Here is a 19,814-nt window from a genome sequence, read left to right as displayed (position 1 = left end):
GCCCGGAATTCCCGTTCGACGGTGGTGGGTGCCGATCAGCCGTAAGGTTCCGACGGCAGCGGATTGACAGTGTCGCTGTCCCAGGTCAGCCTCTGGTCCGCGCACACGGGAAACGCCTCGAGATCCGGCCCGGCCAGGACTGCGGCGACGCACTCCGCGGAGGCCCCGAGGTAGGTGGACATCAGGTCGATGTCGGTTGCCACGCACCACGCGTGGTCGTCGGGCCACCACAGATGTGCGCTCATCCCGGTGGGAAACTGTTGTGTCGCGCCGAACTGTGTGTCGGCCATGTCCAGGGGACCGGCGAAGAGAATCATGTCCCGCGCCGGCATGCGAAGGCGTCGATAGTCGGAAGGTGCACAGATGTGCCCGGAGCCCTCCCAGTGCGCGAACCAGCACATCTCCGGCGTTCCGGTGAAGCGACGCAGGATCGCGGCCAGTGCGCGGGCGGTCGCCGGAGGCAGCGAACCTCGCGACGGTTCGTCGTCCCACACTCCGAGCTGGTTCGGGAGATCCCATGCGCGAACGATCGACCCCCATTCCATAACCGGGTGCGCTGTTGTGCCGTTCGCGGCCGCAACCTCGGACCAGCGCACCGGCCGCTCGTCGGCCATGGCTGCCGGATGGAAAATGCGGGCGTAGGCAGGAAAATGCGGCGGCAGCAGCGACGCGATCGTGTGATCGAAGCAGTGAACCCGGTCGACGATCCACTGTCCCGCGTCGACGTCGGGAACCATCCGAAGACCGCGCTCGTCCCAGTCGCGTCCGTCGGTCTTCGATCCATCCATCGGTACATCACACCTCGGCGAGCGGTTCGATGCCATCGAATCCCGTGCCACTCATTACGCCGACAATGCCGTCACAGACATCTCTCCCGCAGCCGGGTAGCGTCCCACAAGTGGGTGCTGATCCGGATATGTCGTGGTGGGAGGGGTACAACACCGGTATTCGACGCATGCACGAAACCGGCTGGGGTGCGGACGTAGCGGTGCTCTCGCGCGAAATCTGCGAACTGCTCGACGACGTCGACGCGACGTTCGCGGTCACCGGCGCGGCCACCCCGGGATGGCCGAACCCGTACGAGGACGGCGCTGAGCCGGACGAGGCGGAGTACGAGCGACTCACGAACCCGGAGAAGTTCCTGATCGTGGTGGCACGCGCACAGGCCTGGACGAGGGTTCTCCTCGATCGGGGGTGGGCGCGTGAAGCGCCGCACGTGGACTGGGCCTTGCGGCCCTTCGATACTGGCGGGGCCGAGACGGTCCTCGAACCCGCAGTCGACGGTGCGGTGCCCCTGGTCTTGACGACGCACACGCCGGTGGAGAGCGACCACATCTTCACCGTCACGGTTGCGGCTGGCGACCCGGCGGTGCGGCTGGCGGAGATTCCCGATTGTGGATGCGACGCCTGCGATCGCGGGTCCGCCGGGTTGCTTGAAGAACTTGACCGGTGGGTGCTGGCGATCGTCGACGGTTCCCTGCAGGTCGACGTCCACGCGGACGGCGCCTCGATTCGCTCGTCGTTCGGCGCCCGAGGTGGCACGGTCCAGCACCTCGACGAGCCGACGTCGTTCACAGCAGCCCCGTGGTCGGCGAACTGGACCCCGCGACCGATTCCGGGTGGCCGCGACTGACGCGGGCGCCGTGGTGCGCATGTTTGGATCACCGGGTGATCTTCGTCCGAATCGAGTGGCTGATACTCGTGGCCCTCACCGTCATGCTGGCCATCGGCACAGCGATCGAACCCATGTGGTGGACGAGTGAATGCCAGTTGGGTCTGCTACCGACAGAGTTGATTTCCGATTGGGACGACTGCACGACGTCGACGTACGCCTTCTACGGCGCCGGCCTTCTGGTTCCGCTCGCGCTCCCGGTGGCACTGTGCGCGATACCGATACTCGCGCCACGAAGACTCGTCGCATGGGGCGTCGCGGCCACGCTGGTTGCACTCATCGTCATCGCGATCCTCCTCGGGGATCGACCATTTCCGGGCGACGGCCTTCCCCTCGCGTTCGTCGGGTACTGCCTACCCAGTGTCTTCGTTGCGATTCTGCTCGCCTGGTTCCATCGCTGCCTCGACGGAACTGGTCTGACCACTTGACCTCCTAGCCGGCGCGGGCTTAGCGTTGTGATATGGATCTCACTCCGGTGCAGCGCCGCTCGATTCCCGACGACGTGTTCGACCAGTTGCTGGGCCGCGTGGTCGATGGTCGAGTGGCACCAGGTGAGACGCTGCTCAGCGAGCGGCGCATGGCGGAGGCGCTCGGGGTGTCCCGCCCGGCGGTGCGCGAGGCTCTGGGCCGGATCGCCGCGATGGGGCTAGTCGACGTCCGGCAGGGTGGCGCGACAGTGGTCAACGACCTGCGACGGCGCGGGGGCCTGGACCTACTCCCCCGGCTGCTCGTCCGGGGCGGCGAGATCGATCCGGCGGTGGCGCACAGCATTCTCGAGGCCCGGCTGTGGAATGGGCCGAAGGTCGCGGAACTGGCGGCACAGCGCGCACCGGAGGGTACGGCGGACGTGCTGGACTCCGCCGTCGATGCCCTCGCGGCCGACGACGATTCCGTGGCCAGGCAACGCATCGCCCTCGACTTCTGGGATCTCGTGGTCGACGGTGCCGACTCGATCACGTTCCGGCTGATGTTCAACACGCTGCGCAGCGCATACGAACCGATGATCGACGCATTGGCGATGGTGATGGCGGCCGAGGTGAACGAGAGCGACCGCTACCGTGCGATCACCGACGCAATTCGACGCCGCGACCGACCAGCGGCCTTCGCCGCGGCGCATGCCCTGCTCGAGCCGGCGACCACACTCCTGGGTAGCGCCCTGGTGGCCGCACGGGATGCATCCGAGGAAAACTCGTGACCATCGCCCGCTCAGAGTCGCCGGCCTTCGGGCGCAACGTCACCCTTGCTGCCGCGTTCCGGGAGTTCGTGCATCACCCGAGTCCGTGGATCATCGGAACGTTGTCCCTCGGCGCGGTTGTGGCCCGGTCGGTCGTCGGAAATTGGACCTGGGCCGACGCCCTGGTGCCGTTGGTGATGCTCGCACTGTTCCCGGTGCTCGAGTGGATCATCCACGTGTTCGTCCTGCACTGGCGCCCGAAGCGGGTAGCCGGGTTCACGATCGACCCACTGCTCGCCCGGAAACACCGCGCGCACCACGGGGATCCGCGGAACATTCCGCTGGATTTCATTCCCGCGCCGGTGTTCGTGTGGCTGGTGCCACTCCTCCTCGCGATCGCGCTGCTCGCGACACCCCGCCTCGAGCTCGGGTTGACGTTCCTGATCGGTATCACCGCGCTGGGCCTTGGCTACGAGTGGACGCACTTCCTCATCCACACCGACTACAAGCCGAAGACTGCGCTGTACAAGGCGACGTGGCGGCATCACCGGAACCACCATTACCGCAACGAGCACTACTGGTTCACGGTCACCACGTCCGGGACCGCCGACCGCCTGTTCGGCACCGAGCCGGATACGGAATCCGTCGACAAGTCGCCCACCGCGAAGCGGCTGCACGGACTCGACGTCGCCGGCGCCTAGGCCGATACTCGGCGCATCAGCCCGTCGCATCCTCCTTCAGCGTGTGCGCGACGAGGGCATTCGCATGCCCGTGGCCGAGGCCGTGCTCGCTCTTGAGCCAGCTCACCAACTCCATGTGCTTGGTGAGATCCGAGGAACGAATCAGGCTCTGCCACTCGCTGATGGGCTTGCCGTACTTCTTCTCGATCGACGGAAAGTAGGACGCGGGACCCTTCACCGGTTCGGTCATGGCGCGAACGCTACCTGTGCGCTCCGACACGTTGACGCATTCCGCGCAACCAGTCCGCCGGATCCCACACTCCCGGGCGCGACCGGGTGAGCGGATAGCACCCGAAGCCGATGAGCACCGCGGTGAAATGGCCGATGTCGGTGAAGGTGAGCCCACCGAACAGGGGGAGCCCGTAGACGAGCAGCACGCCGACTACGTACACGTAGCGCCACGGCGGCGCGATCCGGTACGCCAACACAGCCGTGACTCCCGCGAGGGCGTAGCTGACCCCGACATCGAGGGTGTTGACAGCCGATTCCGGGGCGCGGTGATGCTGGATCGCCAGGTACAGCACTCCCTCGCTGATGTACGTCGCCCCGACGTGCGCGATCACTGCGACCGACAACCATCGCCACGTCCCGAGCCAACGCTCCACCGGCACGTGGAACAGGTTGAAGAGCAGGAAATAGCCGATCCACGTGCCGCCCGCGATCCAGAACGCGCTCGTGACCAGGACTCGGATCGGATCCTCGCGCAGGTGGTGCAGATTGGTCGACCGGTCGCCGAGGACGTCGTTCAGCACCTGCGGCGACAGATGATGCATGACGACCGTCGTCACGAACAGGATGGCCAGCCACACGAAGGTGCCCGGCGCGCGGCGAACGTATCCCCACGCCGCGGACGCGACGTCCGACACCCGCAACCGCCTCTCGGCCTCCACCCGACCAGTATGGCGCTGCGGGACCGCGGCGAACTACCGGACGACGGACTCGATGCCGTGCCGTGCCCGATATCGCCGCAGGTTGCCACGCGAGAGCTTGGCGATCCACGGCAGGGCCCGCAGCGTCAGGCCGGGAACGAGCATTCCCGCCTTGACCATCCACCCGTCCGATCGAGGCACGTTCGTCTCGATCCTGGGCCGGTCGACGAGCCTCAGCACCCGCGCGGCCACCGCCTCCGGCCGGACAGGGGTGCTCAGGAAGTTGAGCGCCGATCCACCTGTGGCCGCTTCGTGCCGCAGCATCGGGGTGTCGACCGATCCGGGATTGACAACGCTCACCCGTACGCCGGTTTCCGGGGTACGGGCCGCGAGCGCGAGCAGAAACCCCCGAAGTCCGAACTTCGACGCGCTGTAACCGGGACTCTCGGCCAACGGCAGCATTCCGCCGATGGACACGATCGCGACGACGTGGCCCTGGGAATCTCGAAGCGCCGGGTACAGAGCGCGGGTGAGGTGGACCGGTGCCAACAGATTCACGCCTAGCTCGCGATCCGTCTCGACGTCCGTCACCCGCTCGAACGGTGTCGTGACGACGACACCCGCGACGTGGACCAACAGATCACAGCGTCCACCCACGGCCTGCACCAATCCGTCGCGTTGCGCCGCGTTGGTGAGGTCGCACCGATGCGGGGTCACCCGCCCGGGCAGCTCCCGGGCGAGGGCCTCCAGCCCGTCGGGGTCCACATCCACCGCGACGATGTCGTGCCCCCGCCCGGCCAACCCCCGGCAGATCGCCGACCCGATCGCGCCGCCGGCGCCGGTGACCACCGCCCGACTCATGCGCGGCCCGCCCCGACGACGTACATCCGATCCATGACCTCTCCCCTTCGTCCCGGACATTCAACCCTTTCGTCGTTGTGGGAAGTGGAGTTGTCGGGAGGTGAGTCAGCATAGGACTGTGGGGGCTCCGCGACCCTTCGGTGAGCTTCGGATATTCCCACTTTTCCGTCCGGCACGAAATTCGCCCACCGTCGCTTACGCGATCGCAGTCGCGGGACGTCACTTCGGGAGCGGAAGCACCCCGTCGGCCGCCCAGGCGGCCGCGACGTCGAGATCGGACGTCGACGCGATCCCCTCCGGAATCGGGGTGCGGGCCACCATCACCACTGGCACCCCCACCTTCCGTGCCGCCTCGAGCTTCGCCGACGTGAGCGCTCCCCCGCTGTTCTTCGTGACGACGACGTCGATGCGGCGCTCCCGCAACAGCGCGACCTCGTCGCCGACGGTGAAAGGTCCACGCGCGAGCAGCAGTTCGGACTTCTCCGGCAACCGCACCTCGGGTGGATCGATCGCACGGATCAGGAACCAGCCGTCGCCGTCGGCGAACGCGTCGACCCCCTGCCGGCCGATCGTGAGGAACACCCGCTCCCCCAGCCCGGCCACCGCCTCGGCGCCCGCGGCCAGATCCCGTACGACATGCCAGTCGTCCCCCGGTCCGGGTGCCCATTCGCGGCGGCGCAGCACCAGCAGCGGAACCCCTACCCGCGCGGTCGCGGCGGCCGCGTTCGCCGTGATCTGCGCGGCGAACGGGTGCGTCGCATCGACGACGGCGTCGATCTCGTTGTCCCGCAACCAGTGCGTCAGGCCGTCGACGCCACCGAAGCCGCCCACCCGGACCTGTCCGACCGGGAGCACCGGTTCACGCACCCGGCCGGCGAGCGAGGAAATCACCTCGACCGACGGAGCGTCGGCGAGGCGCGCCGCGAGCATCCGCGCCTCGCCGGTACCGCCCAGGACGAGGACTCTGCGCATCGAGGCACTCAATGCGTGGTGCGCGACCGCGTCGCCGAGTACAGGTAGCTGTCCGGGAAGCCTTCCGCAGCAAGGACGCGCCCCACGATCACCACTGCGGTCTTCGTGATCCCTGCCGCGTGAACCTGGTCGACCAGCGTTGCGAGTGTGCCGCGCAGCACCACCTCGTCCGGGCGGCTCGCGAACGCGACGACCGCTGCGGGACAGTCGGAACCGTAGTTCTCGGACAGTTCCTCCACGATCTGCTCGATCCGGTGCGCACCCAGGTGCACCACCATCGTGGCCCCGCTTCGGCCGAGCGAGCGCAGGTCCTCCCCCGGCGGCATCGCCGTCGACAACGTCGACACGCGAGTCAGCACGATCGACTGGGAGACCCCGGGCACCGTCAGTTCCCGGCCGAGAGCGGCGGCGGCTGCGGTGAAGGCCGGTACGCCGGGCACGATGTCGTATGCGACACCGGCGGCGTCGAGGCGTCGAACCTGCTCGGCCACCGCCGAATAGATGGACGGGTCGCCCGAATGCAGGCGTGCCACATCGAGTCCGGCCGCGTCGAAAGCGATGATCTGCTCGATGATCTCGTCGAGACTCAGTCGCGCGGTGTCGATCACCTCTGCGTCGTCCGGGCACAGCGTCAGCAACTCGGCCGGGACCAGACTGCCCGCGTACAGGCAGGCGGGGCTCTGGGCGATGATGCGCGAAGCCCGCAGCGTGATCAGGTCCGCGGCGCCCGGTCCGGCGCCGATGAAGTGGACTGTCATTGCTCTTCCTTTTCGGTGCTGTGCGGCTTGGCGACCGACCATTGCGCCACCGGCAGTTGCGGTCGCCACGCCGTGAATCCGCCGAGCGGTTCGCCGCGGTAGATCTGGAACTTGCGCAGGTCCCCGCCCAGTCGCGCGTGCCACTGCAGCACGAGCGCCTCCGATTCCGCGGTGACCGCGTTGACGACCATCCGGCCGCCCGGACGCAGCCGCGTCCAGCAGTCGTCGAGCATGCCGTCCTGCGTCACCCCACCACCCACGAAGACGGCGTCGGGATCCGACGCCTCATCGGCGAACGCAGCCGGTGCCGAACCGAGTACCCGCAAGGTCGGCACCCCGAGTCGGGCGGCGTTGTCCACGATCTGCGCGACGCGGGCAGGGTCGCGTTCGAAGGCGACCGCGCGGCACCGCGGGTCGGTGCGCATCCACTCGATGCCGATGGTGCCGGACCCGCCGCCGACGTCCCACAACAGCTCGCCCGGCGCGGGGGCCAACGTCGAGAGGGTCAGGGCACGCACCTCGTGCTTGGTCATCTGGCCGTCGCCGCGGTAGGCGGCATCGGGCAGTCCGGGCGTCCGGGTGAGCCGGAGCGCGGCATCCGACGCCCGCAGCTCGAGCGCGATCACGTTGAGCGGATCGCCCGGGGCCCGATCCCAGCCGCCGGCCCGGCCCTCGACGACGTGCTCGGCGGGGCCACCCAACTGCTCGAGCACCACCAGCGTGCTGTCGCCGAAGCCGTGCGCGGTCAGAAGCCGCGCGACTGCAGCGGGAGTGTGTTCGTCGTTGGCGAGCACGAGCAGGCGCTGCCCGTCGACGAGGCTCGCGGCCAGCGTCGAAACGTCGCGGTTCACCAGGCTCACGGTCGTCGTCTCGTGCAGCGGCCAGCCCAGCCGGGCGCACGCGAGCGACACCGACGACGGGTGCGCGATCACGTGCAGGCGTTCCGCTCCCAGTACTCGGCCGAGTGTGACACCGATCCCGTGGAACATCGGGTCGCCGCTCGCCAGCACGCACACCCGGCGGTCGCGGTGTTCGTCGAACAGTGCGGGCAGCGCCGGCAGCATCGGGGACGGCCACGCCACCCGCTTGGCGGCCGACTCGGGTATCAACTCCAGCTGCCGGGTCGAGCCCATCAGCACTTCGGCGTCGCGGATGGCCGCCTGTGCGCGCGGCGCGAGGCCGTCCCAGCCGTCGGCGCCGATTCCGACGACCACGATCGGGTCGATCGCAGAGGAAGTCACCGGGGCATCCGCCGCCACACGAACTGCGGCACCAGCCGCATCGCGAAGATCACCGGACGGAGCAACCCCGGCACCCACACCCGTTCGCTCCCCTTGCGCAGCCCGTGTGCGACGGCGTCGGCCACCTGCTGCGGGGTGCTCGAGAACGGGGCCGGCTTCATGCCCTCGGTCATCCGGCCGATGACGAATCCGGGCCGGACCAGCAGCACGCGGACACCGCTGCCGTGCAGCGCATCCGTCAGACCACTCGCGAACCCGTCCAGACCGGCCTTCGCCGAGCCGTACACGTAATTGGCGCGCCGCACGCGCGCCCCCGCGACGGAGGAGAAGACCACGATCTGTCCCGATCCGTGCGCGCGCATCAGGTTCGCTAGATGTGTCAGCACACTGATCTGCGCGACGTAGTCGGTGTGTACGACAGCGAGCGCGTGGCCCGCGTCCTGCTCGGCCCGGGTCTGGTCGCCCAGCACCCCGAACGCGAGCACAGCGACCCCGATGGGGCCGTGCTGCTCGGCGATCGACGACAGCACCGCCGGATGGTCCGAGACCCGGTCCGCGTCGAACTCGACGCTGTGCACCGCTTTCGCACCCCCGTCGAGGATCGTGCGCGTCTCCCGTTCGAGATCACCGGAGCGCCGCGCCGCCAACACGACGACCCGCCCCGGCGCCAGTCGGCGCGCGACCTCCAAACCGATCTCGCTGCGACCGCCGAGCAGCACCACCGAGCCGGGCGCATAGTCCGTGTCACTCATGCCTCCAGTGTCCTGGATCAGCCGCGCTCGAGTACCGTCGGGGCATGGCCCGAACCCCCGCCGATCCCTCCCACCTGACCGCCGAGGCCGGCACGTTCCTCACCGAACGACACCTCGCAACTCTGACGACGTTGCGCAAGGACGGTTCCCCGCACGTCGTGGCGGTGGGATTCACGTGGGACCCGGACAACCGGATCGCCCGAATCATCACGAACGACACGTCGCAGAAGGCCCGCAATGCCGACCGCGGTGGGTACGCCGCGGTCAGCCAGGTGGACGGCGGCCGGTGGCTCACCCTCGAGGGGCCCGCGCGCGTGCTGTCGGACGCGGCGTCCGTCGCCGAGGGCGTCGAGCGCTATGCGGCGCGGTACCGGACGCCCCGGGAAAACCCGACACGCGTCGTCATCGAGATCTCGGTGCAGCGCGTGATGGGGTCGGCGATTCTGGTGGATCGGTGAAATAGCCTGATTTGCACCGGCATTCGGTGGTCCGAGTGCCGGTGCCGCGGATCCTTCGGCGGTACCGTGGGTGGACGTCACCAGCGCACCCGAACGGGGATGGCCATGACCGATCGACGAACAACCCGATGCATCATCCGATCTGTGGCGGTCGCAGGCGCTGCTCTGGCGGCTGTCGCGGTTCCTGCGACAGCTCAGGCATTGCCACCGCATCCGTTCGGCCCGCCGGCCATGACCATCGGCTGCGCCAACCAGGGCAGCCTGATGTCGCTCACCGGCGCCACGGGACAGACCGGGCCCGAGCAGAATCCGCCGATCGGACCGGGTGAGATCCGGTTCGAGTCGTTCCCGGCGGCGCCCCCGATCCCCGCCGCCGGTCAGGTCACCGTCGCGTGGGTCAACCTCGACACGGGCGCGAGCGGTATGGCGGCTCTCGAGGGCGCCTACCCGTACTACTCGAAGACCGTCTACACCGGTCACGGCAACATCCGGGCCACCGTCTTCGGCACGATCGATCTGTGGAGCCTGCCGCTGTGTCAGTCGAATCCGACGTTCGGCAACTTCATCGTCTGACGGGCGGCCGCCTCAGCCCGGGAGGACCGTCAACTCGTGCGGTCGAAGGTTCATCGACTCGCAGCCGTCTGCGGTGACGACGACGATGTCCTCGATGCGGGCACCCCAGCGGCCCCGAAAGTAGATGCCCGGTTCGATGCTGAACGCCATGCCCGGCTCGAGCACCATCTCGTTGCCGGCGACGATGTACGGCTCCTCGTGTACCGACAGCCCGATACCGTGCCCGGTGCGGTGCACGAACACCTCGCCCAGGCCCGCATCCGCGAGCACGTCCCGGGCGGCGGCGTCCACCGACTCGGCTGTGACGCCGGGACGGACCGCCTCGACGGCAGCGCGCTGGGCCGCCTCCAGGACGGCAACCTGCTCGGCCACCTGTGGATCCGGCTCCCCCAGGACGTACGTGCGGGTCGAATCGGAGTTGTAGCCGGGCTCGACCGGCCCCCCGATGTCGATCACGACGACATCGCCGGATTCGATCACCCGGTCCGAGACCTCGTGATGCGGATCGGCGCCGTGCGGGCCCGATCCGACGATCACGAACGCCGCCTCCGTGTGGCCTTCCGCCAGAATCGCTGCGGTGATGTCGGCGGCAACCTCCCTCTCGGTCCGACCGGGTCGCAGCCACTCGCCCATGCGGGCGTGGACCCGGTCGATCGCGGCACCGGCGCGGCGCAACGCCTCGATCTCGGCGTCGTCCTTGATCATGCGGAGTTCGCGCAGTACCCCGGTCGCAAGGACGGGGACCCCGCTGAAACGCCGCGACAGCGGCACCAGGTGTAGCGCCGGCATAGCGTCGGTGACGGCGACCTGCGGCGTCTCCGGCAGCAGCGACGACACCAACTCGTACGGATCGACGCCGTCCACCCAGTCGTGTACCGGCAGATTCAGTTCGGCGACGGCCGAATCTCCCAGCGACGCCAGCTCGAGCCTCGGGAGAACCACCGACGGCGCGTTCCCGTTTGACGGCACCACCAGGCACGTGAGTCGCTCGAACGAATCTGCGCGAGAACCGATCAGGTACCGCAGGTCCGGACCCGGTGTCACGAGCAGGCCGTCGAGCCCGGCGCGCTGCGCGACCTGCGCGGCTCGGGCCAGACGGTCGGCGTACACCGCCGTCGGGAAGCGGGAGGCGTCGAGGCCGGCGGACGCGGCGCTGTGGGAACTCATGGATCCAGGCTAGTGCCGTTTGGCAGGATGAGGCGCATGAGTGGGCCTTTGCTGCTGTTGGACGGTGCGAGTCTGTGGTTCCGGGCGTTCTACGCCCTACCGGAGTCGATGACCGCGCCGGACGGACGTCCCGTCAACGCCGTCCGCGGTTTCACCGACATGGTGGCCGCCCTGATCACCCGCACGCAGCCCTCCCGTCTGGCGGTCTGCCTCGATCTGGACTGGCGACCGCAGTTCCGGGTCGACGCGGTTCCGTCGTACAAGGCGCATCGGGTGGCGGAGGGGTCAGACGGCTCAGCCGAGGAGGTGCCGGACACGCTCACCCCACAGGTGGACATGATCATGGACGTCCTCGACGCCGCGGGCATCGCGACGGCAGGCGCCGCGGGCCTCGAGGCCGACGACGTGCTGGGAACTCTTGCGGCACAGGAGAAGACCGATACCGTCGTCGTGGTGAGCGGCGACCGTGACCTCCTCCAGGTGGTCGCCGACGACCCGGTCGCGGTTCGGGTGCTGTACGTGGGGCGGGGCCTCGCGAAGGCGGAACTGTTCGGCCCGGAGGAGGTCGCCGCGAAGTACGGGGTCCCGGCCGACCGGGCCGGCGCGGCCTACGCAGAACTCGCCCTACTGCGTGGTGATTCGTCGGACGGACTGCCCGGGGTGAAAGGCGTCGGCGAGAAGACCGCGTCCACGCTCCTGCTGCGCCACGGCTCCCTCCGCGATCTGCGGGCGGCTGCCGCCGATCCCGCCGGCGACGTCGCGAAGGGAATCCGGGCCAAACTGGACGCAGCCGCGGACTATCTCGACGCCGCCCTTCCCGTCGTCCGGGTCGTCACCGACGCCGACGTCCGGCTGTCGCGGCCGGACGTCCTGCCGCGTGTGCCCGCCGACTCGGCGCGACTCGACAAGGTCGCGGCGGAGCTCGGAATCGAGCGTTCGGTCGCCCGTCTGGTCACGGCGATGGCGACCGAACGCTCCTGAAGTACATCGGACCGATCAGCTGGGGCGGCTGACCTCGTACGTGCCCTCGTCGTCGGTGAAGGTGACCTTGACCGACTTCGGTGAACCGTCGACGGTCAGGCTGCACTCGAACGAAGCACCCTTCTCCACCTTCTGACCGGACGGGCAGCTGACGCCGGTGACCGAACGCGCACCGTAGGACTCGGTGACGATCTGCTCGACGCCGCGCTGCGCCGCCTGCTCGTCCAGAGTCTTACCGCCGAGCGCGGAAGTGAGTAACCAGCCGACCAGCGCCACCACCACGACCGCGGCGACACCGATCCCGACCCACAGCATCGTCTTCCCGCCACCCTGCCGCGGGCCCTGCTGCGGTGGTGCCCACTGGTTGCCGGGCTGGCCGAACTGCTGCGGGTACCCCTGGGCCATGCCCTGGTTTCCGGGCCCCCACTGCGGCTGACCGGGAGCACCCCACTGCTGCTGACCGGGATTCTGCTGCGGCCAGCCCTGTGGGGCGGGCCCCCATTGCTGCCCCGGGCTGGGGTTGGGCGCGCCCTGGTGCGGCTGCCCCCAGGCCTGGCTCTGCTGCCACTGTCCCTGTTCGGGCCCCCGGTAGTTGCCGGGACCGTGGACGTCGGCGGGGTACGCGTAGGTGGGGAACTGCTCGGTGGGCGCCGGCGCGCCCGAACCCTCGGCGGCACCACGGTCGGGTGTCCGACCGGTGGTCGATTCGTTCGGTCCGTGCGGGCCGCTCATGTCGTCTCCTCGTGTCCGGTCCGCGGCCATCTGTGCCGCACTGATACGCCTCGCCGACGCCGGAACTCGTTCCTCGATCCCCCGATCGAATCCCACCCCGGGCGCGAGACGACTGCCACATTACGCAGTACAGGGAGCGACGCGGAACATTGCCCCACGCCGTCCGTGTCTACTGCCGGACCCTCGCGGCCCGCCTCACTGTGTCAGGTGCGCCCTCGCGTGGGTGACCGCCTCGATGTCCCCGACCGTGCTGTCGATCAATTGGTGCGCGAGGTCGGCGAGAGCCCGTGCCGTCGCCAACTCGTCGCCGATCGACGGCACGTTCCGGTCGACCGGATTCCGCCGCGCCAAGCCGACGCCCACGATGGTGGACTCGACCGTGTGCAAGCGGGCCGTCGAGCGGGTCTGCGCATCGTGCTCGTCGATGCTGATGTCCACCGACCAGTTCTTCCCGTCCATCGCCGTTCTCCTCTCGCGGTGCCGGTGCCTCGCCCGTGCACGCGCGAGGCACCCCTACGAACCAGTCAACGACGGGCACCCGGGAAATACCAGGGCGGCGACGTTCAGGCCGCGGAGATCGCGACGACGCCGCGGCGAATCGACCCGATGGCCCGCGCGGCTGCTTTCGCGACGGCCGGATCGGGTGCTGTCGCGTGAACCTGGTCGAGCAGATCGATCACCTGACGGCACCAACGCACGAAGTCCCCGGCCGCCAGTTCCTTGCCACCCGAACCGGCGGCGACGAGAACGTCGACGAGTGGCTCGTCGTTGGCCCACTGGTAGATCGCGGTGACGAATCCCGAATCCGGTTCTCGGGTGACCGGGAGCTTGTGCCGGATCTCGTCGGCCTGCAGCGAACCCCACACGCGCATTGTCTCGGCCAGCGCCTGCCGCAGCGGCGCGGTCGGGCCCCGATCGGGAGCGTCCGCATCCTGACGGGACTCGTACACGACGGAGGACACGACGCCCGCGAGTTCGGCGGGGGTGAGTCCCTTCCAGGCGCCCCGCCGAAGGCATTCGGCCACCAGAAGATCGCTCTCGCTGTAGATCCGGGCGAGCCGCTGCCCTTCCTCCGTCGCCTTCGGATCCGGACCGGCGGAGATGAAGCCCCGTTCGGTGAGGAGGGCGACGATCCGGTCGAAGGTCCGCGCGAGCGAATTCGTCGTCGCGGCCGACTTCTGACGCAGCGACTCGGTTTCGCGGGCGAGTCGGTTGTACCGTTCCCCGATCCGGCTCAGCTGCTCGCGGTCGGGCCGGGAATGACACGGGTGGTCGCGGAGCGCCTTACGCAGAGCCACGACCTCGCTGTCCTCGCGGCCGGCCTTGCCCCGCTTGGGCCGGCGTGGCGGCACGATGCCGGTGGAGCGGAGCGCCGACGCCAGGTCGCGCCGCACACGCGCCGTGCGGTGATCGACGTGCCTCGGTAGGCGCAGCTTCCCTAGGGAACGCGCGGGGACGGGAAAGTCAGCGGCACTGACCCGGCCCGCCCACTTGTCCTCCGTCAGCACCAGCGGTCGCGGATCGTTGGGGTTCTGATCGGGTTCGAGAACTACTGCGAGCCCCGAGCGCTTACCGACGGGGATCGCGACGACGTCGCCGCGCCGGAGGTCGACCAGCGACGACACCGAAGCACCCCGGCGGTCGGCGCGGCCCTGCCGTTCGAGCATGCGCTCGCGGCTGCGTAGCTGTTCCCGGATCCGGAAGTACTCGAAGTACTCGCCGTCCGCACCGCCGAGTTTGTCGCGCAGGTCCGTCAGAGCGGCCTCGTTGCGTTCGATCGATCGAGTCAGGCCCACCACGGACCGGTCGGCCTGGAACTGCGCGAACGACCGCTCGAGCAGCGCCCGCGACTCCACCGCGCCCATCCGGTCGACCAGGTTGATCGACATGTTGTAGCCCGGCCGGAACGAGCTGCGCAGGGGGAATGTGCGCGTCGACGCGAGGCCGGCGACGTCGGTCGGCTCGACGCCGGGCTGCCACAGCACGACGGCGTGTCCCTCGACGTCGATACCGCGCCGACCGGCACGCCCGGTCAACTGCGTGTACTCGCCCGGCGTGAGCTCCGCGTGCGTGTCCCCGTTGTACTTGACGAGGCGTTCGAGAACGACCGAGCGCGCGGGCATGTTGATGCCGAGTGCCAACGTCTCGGTCGCGAAGACCGCCCGCACCAGGCCGTTGACGAACAACTCCTCGACGGTCTCCTTGAACGCCGGCAGCATTCCGGCGTGATGGGCCGCGAATCCCCGTTCCAGGGCCTCCCGCCAGCTCCAGTAGCCGAGCACCTCGAGATCGGGTCGCGGCAGGTGGCGCGTGTGCTCGTCGATGATCTCGCGGATCCGCGCGGTCTGTTCCGGAGTCGTCAGCCGCAACTTCGAGCGGACGCACTGTGCGAGCGCCGCCTCACACCCGGCGCGGCTGAAGATGAAGGTGATCGCCGGCAGCAGGCCTTCCTCGTCGAGGCGGGCGATCACCTCGGGCCTCGGCAGCGGACGGAAGTCGTTGGACCGGTAGCCGCCGCGACCGCGCGGCTCCCACGAGTTCATCCGGTCGAGCGCCAGCCTCTGCTTGACGTGCCGCACCAGGTCCGGATCGACGACCACCTGGTGGCTCGCACCTGCGGCGGCCTTCGCGTCGAAGAGATCGAACAGGCGCCGGCCCACCAGGATGTGCTGCGACAGCGGAATCGGCCGTGTCTCGTCGACGACGATCGTCGTGTCGCCGCGGACCGTCTCCATCCATGCGCCGAACTCTTCGGCGTTGCTCACGGTTGCCGAGAGGCTCACCAGCCGGACGTCTTCGGGCAGGTGCAGGATCACTTCCTCCCACACCGCGCCGCGGAACCGGTCGGCGAGGTAGTGCACCTCGTCCATCACCACATGCGACAGGCCACGCAAGGTCGGCGAGTCCGCATAGAGCATGTTGCGCAGCACCTCTGTGGTCATGACCACCACGGGCGCGTCGGAGTTGATGCTGGTGTCACCGGTGAGCAGACCCACCGCGTCGCTGCCGTAGCGCGCGGAGAGTTCGTTGAACTTCTGATTGCTCAACGCCTTGATCGGCGTCGTGTAGAAGCACTTGCGGCCGGATTCGAGCGCCAGGTGGACGGCGAACTCGCCGACCACCGTCTTGCCGGCCCCGGTCGGTGCGCACACCAGCACACCGTGCCCCGCCTCCAGTGCGGCGCAGGCTTCGAGCTGGAACGGGTCGAGCGGGAAACTCAGCTGGGAGGTGAAGGACGCGAGTCGATCATTCGTGGTCACAGCGTGTCCGAGTAGTCCTGCGCCGGGGTCTTGGGAGCGGCGGACGCCTGGACCGGTGCGGTGCCCTCGATCGGCGACGGAGCCGTGATCGAAGAGGCGTCCTCGTCGTCCAGGTCACCCCAGTTCTCGGTTTCCCGGCGGGCCTTGCGCTTGTCGTTGAGGCGGGCGATCTGCACTGCCATCTCGAACAGAACGGTCAGTGCGAGCGCGAGAGCCAACATCGAGAACGGATCCTGGCCCGGCGTGGCGACTGCGGCGAACACGAACAGCGCCATGATGAGCCCCCGGCGCCACGCCTTGAGCTTGGAGTACGGCAGCACGCCGACGACGTTGAGCGCCACGATGAGCAGCGGGATCTCGAAACTGACACCGAAGATGATCAGCAGATTGATCACGAAGCCGAAGTACTGGTTACCGCTCAGCGCGGTGATCTGGACGTTGTCGCCGATCGTCATCAGGAAGTGCAGGGCCTTGGCGACGATCACGTAGGCGAGAACCGCGCCCGCCATGAACAGCACCGATGCGGCGAAGACGAAGCTGATCGCGTACTTGCGTTCCTTCGCGTACAGACCCGGAGTGACGAACCGCCAGATCTGATACAGCCACACCGGGCACGCCAGGACGATTCCGGCTGTCATGGCGACCTTGAAGCGGAGCATGAACTGGTCGAACGGACCGGTGGCGAGCAGTCGACACGCCCCGTCGTTACTCAGATCCGCACGACTCGACGACGGCAGCGAGCAGTAGGGACCACGCAGGAGTTCGCCGAGACTCTCGATCCCGAGGATGCGGGTCGAGTACCAGACGAATCCGATGATCGTCGTCACGATGATCGCGGCGACCGCGATCATCAGTCGCGTCCGCAGCTCGTACAGGTGATCGACGAGCGACATCGTGCCGTCTGGATTTGTCCTGCGTCTGCTGCGACGCGGGTCGAACGGAATTCGCACAGTGGGCCCTAGCCTTGATCAGCCGGACACCGGGGTGAGCGTCTCACCCCGGTGTGTTGTGGTACGTGAACTAGGCCGACTTCGGCTCGGTGTGCGACTGCGGCGTCTCCACGACAGTCGCGTCGACCGGCGCCGTCGGAAGCTGACCGGTGGGTGCGGCGGGCGGCTGCGGAGCAGCGTTCTGAGTCTGGTTGCCCTCGTTCTGCATCTCCTTGACCTCGCTCTTGAAGATGCGCAGCGAGCGTCCGAGTCCGCGAGCTGCATCGGGCAGCTTCTTCGAACCGAACAGGATGATGACGACCAGCGCCACAATGGCCCAGTGCCAGGGGCTCATGGCTCCCATAATTACCTCCAGGTATCAGATGCCAACGATGCTACCGGACGTGTGTGCGTCGATCTTGCGGTAAATGTCCAGTTCACCGTGACGTAACAACCAACCGGAGCCACTGCTGCAGAACCAGCATTGCCGTTAACGAAGCAGCAACCCGAAATTACACTTTCCGACGCTCACGCGGTGGCCGAACGGCCGATCGAACGACGCCGACACGATCGGCCACCGACGTAGCGGGACGTCACGTCTCGAGAGCGTCGTACGCCTCCAGCGCCGCACGCGCACGCTGGCGAACCGCCTCTACCAATTCCGGAGGTCCCACCACGCGGGCACCCGACCCGAATCCCAGCACGAGGCGCGCCATCCATTCCTGCGAGCCGTATCGCATCGTCGCCTCGACCGACCGATCCGGCAGCGTGCGAACGGGATCGAGGGGGTAGTTCTCGAGGATCCAACCGTGGTCGGCGGACACCTGCAGCACCGCCTGGGGAAGATCGCCGTCCGGACTGAACAACTCGAGGTGCTCGTCCGTCCCGAGTGCCTGCGCGGGCGGCTGCGACGGCTCGTCCAACTCGACCGCCGCGTCGATCCTGTCGAATCGGAACAGCCGCACACCCTCGGCCTGCCGGCACCACCCCTGCAGGTACGTGTGGTCGTCCAGGAGCAGCGAACGGATCGGATCGACGACGCGTTCGGTGAGCGCGTCACGCGAGGCGGAGTAGTACGTCAGGCGCAGCGCTCGGTCGTGTTGCAGCGCATCCCGGACGGTTGCGGCCACCGGGTTCTCCCGGGTGGCCCGATCGCCGTCTTCCACCGCAGGGTCGTCGCTGCCGGCGCCTTCTCGTCGCGCCGCACTGCCCGCGGCCGATTCGATCTTCGCGATCGCGCTCTGCGCGGCCGACGGGTCGACCATGCCCGGCATTTCGGCGAGCGACCGCAGGGCGATCAGCAGTACCGTCGCCTCGGTCGACGTCAGCCGCAACGGTCGATCGATTCCCGCCGAGAAGATCACCGACACGGTGTCGCCCTCGAAGGACAGGTCGATCAGATCGCCGGGACCGTAGCCGGGAAGCCCGCACACGAACAGTTGCTGCAGGTCCTTCGTCAGATTCGCGACACTCAGGCCGAGGTCCCGGGCTGCCGCCTCCTTGCTGATCCCCGGATTCGCGATGAAGTACGGAACCATGTTCAGCAGTCGCGCCAGCCGCGACAGTCCGGCTGTCATCGGACGTCTCCCCCTTCGTCGGTCGCCGACGTCTCGCCCGCCGCGAACCGCAGCTTCTCCTTGACGTCCGCGCGCAGTGAGTCCGGCGCGAGGACCAGAGCATCCGAACCGTGGCCGGCGATCAGCCTGGCCGTCCAGCCCCACGACCGGACGGGCAGGTCGAGGACCACTCCGGCACGTCCGCCGAGTTCCCGCTCCTCCCGCACGGTTCCGAGCCGTCGCAGCTCGTACGCTCGGCCCGCGGCCACCCACACCGTCGCGGTGCCGGTTGCCGAACCGGCACCGGTGACGGCATCGACGATGCCACGCAGGTCCGCGTCGGCAGGCTTGCGGACGGCGTTCGCCGGGCCCACCGCGGCAACGGGCTCGCTGATCCGCGACAGCCGGAAGGTGCGCGTCGCATCTCGATCGACGTCGTGGCCCACGAGATACCACCGACCGTGCAGGGTCACGACACCCCAGGGCTCGACGGTTCGCTCGATGTACGGATCGGTGGGTGCACTGCGGTGCCGGAAGGTGACCCTCCGACCGGCGTCGATCGCCTCGAGCAACTGCCGCAGAGCAGACTCCGACCCCCGGGTCCGAGCCGGAACTGCGGCCACCGGGACCGAGTCGACGTCCGCGTCCACCTGGACGCCGGCGGCTCGCAGCTTCATCATCGCGCTCTGCGACGTCGACATCATCTCCGGTGAGCCCCAGAGCCGGGCCGCGACCGCCACCGCGGCTGCCTCGCCGCTGTCGAGATCCACCTCGGGCAGCTCGTACGCCGTGCGATTGATGCGGTATCCCTCGACGGTCGAGAAGCGGTTCGCCGGACCGGTCTCGAGCGGAATGCCGAGGTCCCGGAGTTCGCTCTTGTCCCGTTCGAACATCCGGTTGAACGCCTCGTCGCTGGGCGAGTCGTGGTAGCCCACGACGCTTTCGCGAATCTTCTCGGCGGTCAGGAACTGTCGGGTCGACAACAGGCAGATGACGAGATTCATCAACCGTTCGACTTTGGTGGTCGCCACTCGGAGAAGAGTAGCGGCCGCAAAGCAGACCGGGCGGTAACAAAACGGTCGTTTCGCCCGCAGCGGACCGGGCGAGCAACCGCGTCGG

Annotated in this window: 23 protein-coding genes; 7 read left to right on the top strand and 16 right to left on the bottom strand. The window is 68.5% G+C overall.

Going from position 1 to position 19,814, the window contains the following annotated elements; genetic code table 11:
* Positions 1–35: 35 nt before the first annotated feature.
* A complete protein-coding gene (locus A6I89_RS13335) occupies positions 36–788 on the bottom strand; it encodes a hypothetical protein (RefSeq protein ID WP_022595965.1) in 753 nt (250 codons plus the stop codon).
* A 110-nt stretch (positions 789–898) separates the two neighbouring features.
* On the opposite strand from A6I89_RS13335, the gene A6I89_RS13330 reads away from it, so the two are divergent.
* The 4 genes from A6I89_RS13330 to A6I89_RS13315 are packed head-to-tail and all read left to right on the top strand — an operon-like array spanning position 899 to position 3,547.
* Complete coding sequence (locus tag A6I89_RS13330) at positions 899–1,633, top strand: DUF6226 family protein (protein ID WP_232244727.1); 735 nt, start codon at positions 899–901, stop codon at positions 1,631–1,633.
* Positions 1,634–1,668: 35 nt separating this feature from the next.
* Positions 1,669–2,100 (top strand): hypothetical protein, encoded by a 432-nt coding sequence (locus A6I89_RS13325; RefSeq protein WP_022595962.1) that lies wholly within the window; start codon positions 1,669–1,671, stop codon positions 2,098–2,100.
* Between the two features lie 32 nt (positions 2,101–2,132).
* A complete protein-coding gene (locus tag A6I89_RS13320) occupies positions 2,133–2,867 on the top strand; it encodes a FadR/GntR family transcriptional regulator (protein WP_005513195.1) in 735 nt (244 codons plus the stop codon).
* Positions 2,864–3,547 (top strand): sterol desaturase family protein, encoded by a 684-nt coding sequence (locus A6I89_RS13315; RefSeq protein WP_005513197.1) that lies wholly within the window; start codon positions 2,864–2,866, stop codon positions 3,545–3,547. Before A6I89_RS13320 ends, A6I89_RS13315 begins: the two co-directional genes overlap by 4 nt.
* 16 nt (positions 3,548–3,563) lie before the next feature.
* Here the strand turns inward: A6I89_RS13315 and A6I89_RS13310 are convergent, their stop codons facing one another.
* The 7 genes from A6I89_RS13310 to A6I89_RS13280 all read right to left on the bottom strand — a co-directional run bounded on the left by A6I89_RS13310 (position 3,564) and on the right by A6I89_RS13280 (position 9,039).
* Positions 3,564–3,776 (bottom strand): DUF4287 domain-containing protein, encoded by a 213-nt coding sequence (locus A6I89_RS13310; protein WP_005513199.1) that lies wholly within the window; start codon positions 3,774–3,776, stop codon positions 3,564–3,566.
* 10 nt (positions 3,777–3,786) lie between these two features.
* Entirely contained in the window at positions 3,787–4,476 is a 690-nt protein-coding gene (locus A6I89_RS13305) for a rhomboid-like protein (RefSeq protein ID WP_044990984.1), read from the bottom strand.
* A 33-nt stretch (positions 4,477–4,509) separates the two neighbouring features.
* Positions 4,510–5,316 (bottom strand): SDR family NAD(P)-dependent oxidoreductase, encoded by an 807-nt coding sequence (locus tag A6I89_RS13300; protein ID WP_044990981.1) that lies wholly within the window; start codon positions 5,314–5,316, stop codon positions 4,510–4,512.
* A 219-nt stretch (positions 5,317–5,535) separates the two neighbouring features.
* Positions 5,536–6,288 (bottom strand): cobalt-precorrin-6A reductase, encoded by a 753-nt coding sequence (locus A6I89_RS13295; RefSeq protein ID WP_005513202.1) that lies wholly within the window; start codon positions 6,286–6,288, stop codon positions 5,536–5,538.
* 8 nt (positions 6,289–6,296) lie between these two features.
* Positions 6,297–7,046, bottom strand: a complete 750-nt coding sequence (gene cobM / locus A6I89_RS13290; protein WP_005513203.1) for a precorrin-4 C(11)-methyltransferase — start codon at positions 7,044–7,046, stop codon at positions 6,297–6,299.
* Complete coding sequence (gene cbiE / locus A6I89_RS13285) at positions 7,043–8,287, bottom strand: precorrin-6y C5,15-methyltransferase (decarboxylating) subunit CbiE (protein ID WP_080668407.1); 1,245 nt, start codon at positions 8,285–8,287, stop codon at positions 7,043–7,045. The genes cobM and cbiE overlap by 4 nt, the downstream gene beginning before the upstream one ends.
* Positions 8,284–9,039 carry a decaprenylphospho-beta-D-erythro-pentofuranosid-2-ulose 2-reductase gene (locus A6I89_RS13280; RefSeq protein WP_022595954.1) on the bottom strand — a complete coding sequence of 252 codons (756 nt, stop codon included), beginning with the start codon at positions 9,037–9,039 and terminating at the stop codon, positions 8,284–8,286. The genes cbiE and A6I89_RS13280 overlap by 4 nt, the downstream gene beginning before the upstream one ends.
* Before the next feature lie 44 nt (positions 9,040–9,083).
* On the opposite strand from A6I89_RS13280, the gene A6I89_RS13275 reads away from it, so the two are divergent.
* The gene (locus A6I89_RS13275) at positions 9,084–9,497 is read left to right on the top strand and encodes a PPOX class F420-dependent oxidoreductase (RefSeq protein ID WP_005513206.1); all 414 of its coding nucleotides are present in this window, start codon (positions 9,084–9,086) and stop codon (positions 9,495–9,497) included.
* A 105-nt stretch (positions 9,498–9,602) separates the two neighbouring features.
* Complete coding sequence (locus tag A6I89_RS13270; protein WP_013416032.1) at positions 9,603–10,070, top strand: hypothetical protein; 468 nt, start codon at positions 9,603–9,605, stop codon at positions 10,068–10,070.
* A 12-nt stretch (positions 10,071–10,082) separates the two neighbouring features.
* Here the strand turns inward: A6I89_RS13270 and A6I89_RS13265 are convergent, their stop codons facing one another.
* Entirely contained in the window at positions 10,083–11,237 is a 1,155-nt protein-coding gene (locus A6I89_RS13265) for a M24 family metallopeptidase (RefSeq protein WP_022595950.1), read from the bottom strand.
* A gap of 36 nt (positions 11,238–11,273) precedes the next feature.
* Here A6I89_RS13265 and A6I89_RS13260 point away from each other — a divergent pair, with 36 nt between their 5' ends.
* Positions 11,274–12,218, top strand: coding sequence for a 5'-3' exonuclease (locus A6I89_RS13260; RefSeq protein ID WP_044990979.1), 945 nt, complete (start codon positions 11,274–11,276; stop codon positions 12,216–12,218).
* Positions 12,219–12,233: 15 nt separating this feature from the next.
* Here the strand turns inward: A6I89_RS13260 and A6I89_RS13255 are convergent, their stop codons facing one another.
* The 7 genes from A6I89_RS13255 to A6I89_RS13225 all read right to left on the bottom strand — a co-directional run bounded on the left by A6I89_RS13255 (position 12,234) and on the right by A6I89_RS13225 (position 19,726).
* A complete protein-coding gene (locus tag A6I89_RS13255; RefSeq protein ID WP_022595946.1) occupies positions 12,234–12,950 on the bottom strand; it encodes a DUF4333 domain-containing protein in 717 nt (238 codons plus the stop codon).
* Positions 12,951–13,145: 195 nt separating this feature from the next.
* Positions 13,146–13,409 carry a DUF1876 domain-containing protein gene (locus A6I89_RS13250; RefSeq protein WP_013416028.1) on the bottom strand — a complete coding sequence of 88 codons (264 nt, stop codon included), beginning with the start codon at positions 13,407–13,409 and terminating at the stop codon, positions 13,146–13,148.
* A 104-nt stretch (positions 13,410–13,513) separates the two neighbouring features.
* Positions 13,514–16,210, bottom strand: coding sequence for a DEAD/DEAH box helicase (locus tag A6I89_RS13245; RefSeq protein WP_022595945.1), 2,697 nt, complete (start codon positions 16,208–16,210; stop codon positions 13,514–13,516).
* Positions 16,207–17,160 carry a twin-arginine translocase subunit TatC gene (gene tatC, locus A6I89_RS13240; protein WP_005513216.1) on the bottom strand — a complete coding sequence of 318 codons (954 nt, stop codon included), beginning with the start codon at positions 17,158–17,160 and terminating at the stop codon, positions 16,207–16,209. Before tatC ends, A6I89_RS13245 begins: the two co-directional genes overlap by 4 nt.
* A gap of 70 nt (positions 17,161–17,230) precedes the next feature.
* A complete protein-coding gene (gene tatA, locus A6I89_RS13235) occupies positions 17,231–17,503 on the bottom strand; it encodes a Sec-independent protein translocase subunit TatA (RefSeq protein WP_005513218.1) in 273 nt (90 codons plus the stop codon).
* A gap of 229 nt (positions 17,504–17,732) precedes the next feature.
* Positions 17,733–18,716, bottom strand: coding sequence for a helix-turn-helix transcriptional regulator (locus A6I89_RS13230; RefSeq protein ID WP_005513220.1), 984 nt, complete (start codon positions 18,714–18,716; stop codon positions 17,733–17,735).
* The gene (locus A6I89_RS13225) at positions 18,713–19,726 is read right to left on the bottom strand and encodes a helix-turn-helix transcriptional regulator (protein ID WP_005513221.1); all 1,014 of its coding nucleotides are present in this window, start codon (positions 19,724–19,726) and stop codon (positions 18,713–18,715) included. The genes A6I89_RS13230 and A6I89_RS13225 overlap by 4 nt, the downstream gene beginning before the upstream one ends.
* Between the last annotated feature and the right edge of the window lie 88 nt (positions 19,727–19,814).

The organism is Prescottella equi (genome assembly GCF_002094305.1).
In the GTDB taxonomy this organism is placed as follows: domain Bacteria; phylum Actinomycetota; class Actinomycetes; order Mycobacteriales; family Mycobacteriaceae; genus Prescottella; species Prescottella equi.
The sequence above is the reverse complement of the archived record's forward strand: the minus strand, read 5'-3'. Positions and strand labels throughout refer to the sequence as shown.

Coding starts and splice junctions, on each gene's coding strand:
- A6I89_RS13335 (WP_022595965.1), bottom strand. CDS start 788: ATGGATGGATCGAAGACCGACGGACGCGACTGGGACGAGCGCGGTCTT.
- A6I89_RS13320 (WP_005513195.1), top strand. CDS start 2,133: ATGGATCTCACTCCGGTGCAGCGCCGCTCGATTCCCGACGACGTGTTC.
- A6I89_RS13310 (WP_005513199.1), bottom strand. CDS start 3,776: ATGACCGAACCGGTGAAGGGTCCCGCGTCCTACTTTCCGTCGATCGAG.
- A6I89_RS13300 (WP_044990981.1), bottom strand. CDS start 5,316: ATGAGTCGGGCGGTGGTCACCGGCGCCGGCGGCGCGATCGGGTCGGCG.
- A6I89_RS13295 (WP_005513202.1), bottom strand. CDS start 6,288: ATGCGCAGAGTCCTCGTCCTGGGCGGTACCGGCGAGGCGCGGATGCTC.
- cobM (WP_005513203.1), bottom strand. CDS start 7,046: ATGACAGTCCACTTCATCGGCGCCGGACCGGGCGCCGCGGACCTGATC.
- A6I89_RS13280 (WP_022595954.1), bottom strand. CDS start 9,039: ATGAGTGACACGGACTATGCGCCCGGCTCGGTGGTGCTGCTCGGCGGT.
- A6I89_RS13275 (WP_005513206.1), top strand. CDS start 9,084: ATGGCCCGAACCCCCGCCGATCCCTCCCACCTGACCGCCGAGGCCGGC.
- A6I89_RS13270 (WP_013416032.1), top strand. CDS start 9,603: ATGACCGATCGACGAACAACCCGATGCATCATCCGATCTGTGGCGGTC.
- A6I89_RS13265 (WP_022595950.1), bottom strand. CDS start 11,237: ATGAGTTCCCACAGCGCCGCGTCCGCCGGCCTCGACGCCTCCCGCTTC.
- A6I89_RS13260 (WP_044990979.1), top strand. CDS start 11,274: ATGAGTGGGCCTTTGCTGCTGTTGGACGGTGCGAGTCTGTGGTTCCGG.
- A6I89_RS13255 (WP_022595946.1), bottom strand. CDS start 12,950: ATGAGCGGCCCGCACGGACCGAACGAATCGACCACCGGTCGGACACCC.
- A6I89_RS13250 (WP_013416028.1), bottom strand. CDS start 13,409: ATGGACGGGAAGAACTGGTCGGTGGACATCAGCATCGACGAGCACGAT.
- tatA (WP_005513218.1), bottom strand. CDS start 17,503: ATGGGAGCCATGAGCCCCTGGCACTGGGCCATTGTGGCGCTGGTCGTC.
- A6I89_RS13230 (WP_005513220.1), bottom strand. CDS start 18,716: ATGACAGCCGGACTGTCGCGGCTGGCGCGACTGCTGAACATGGTTCCG.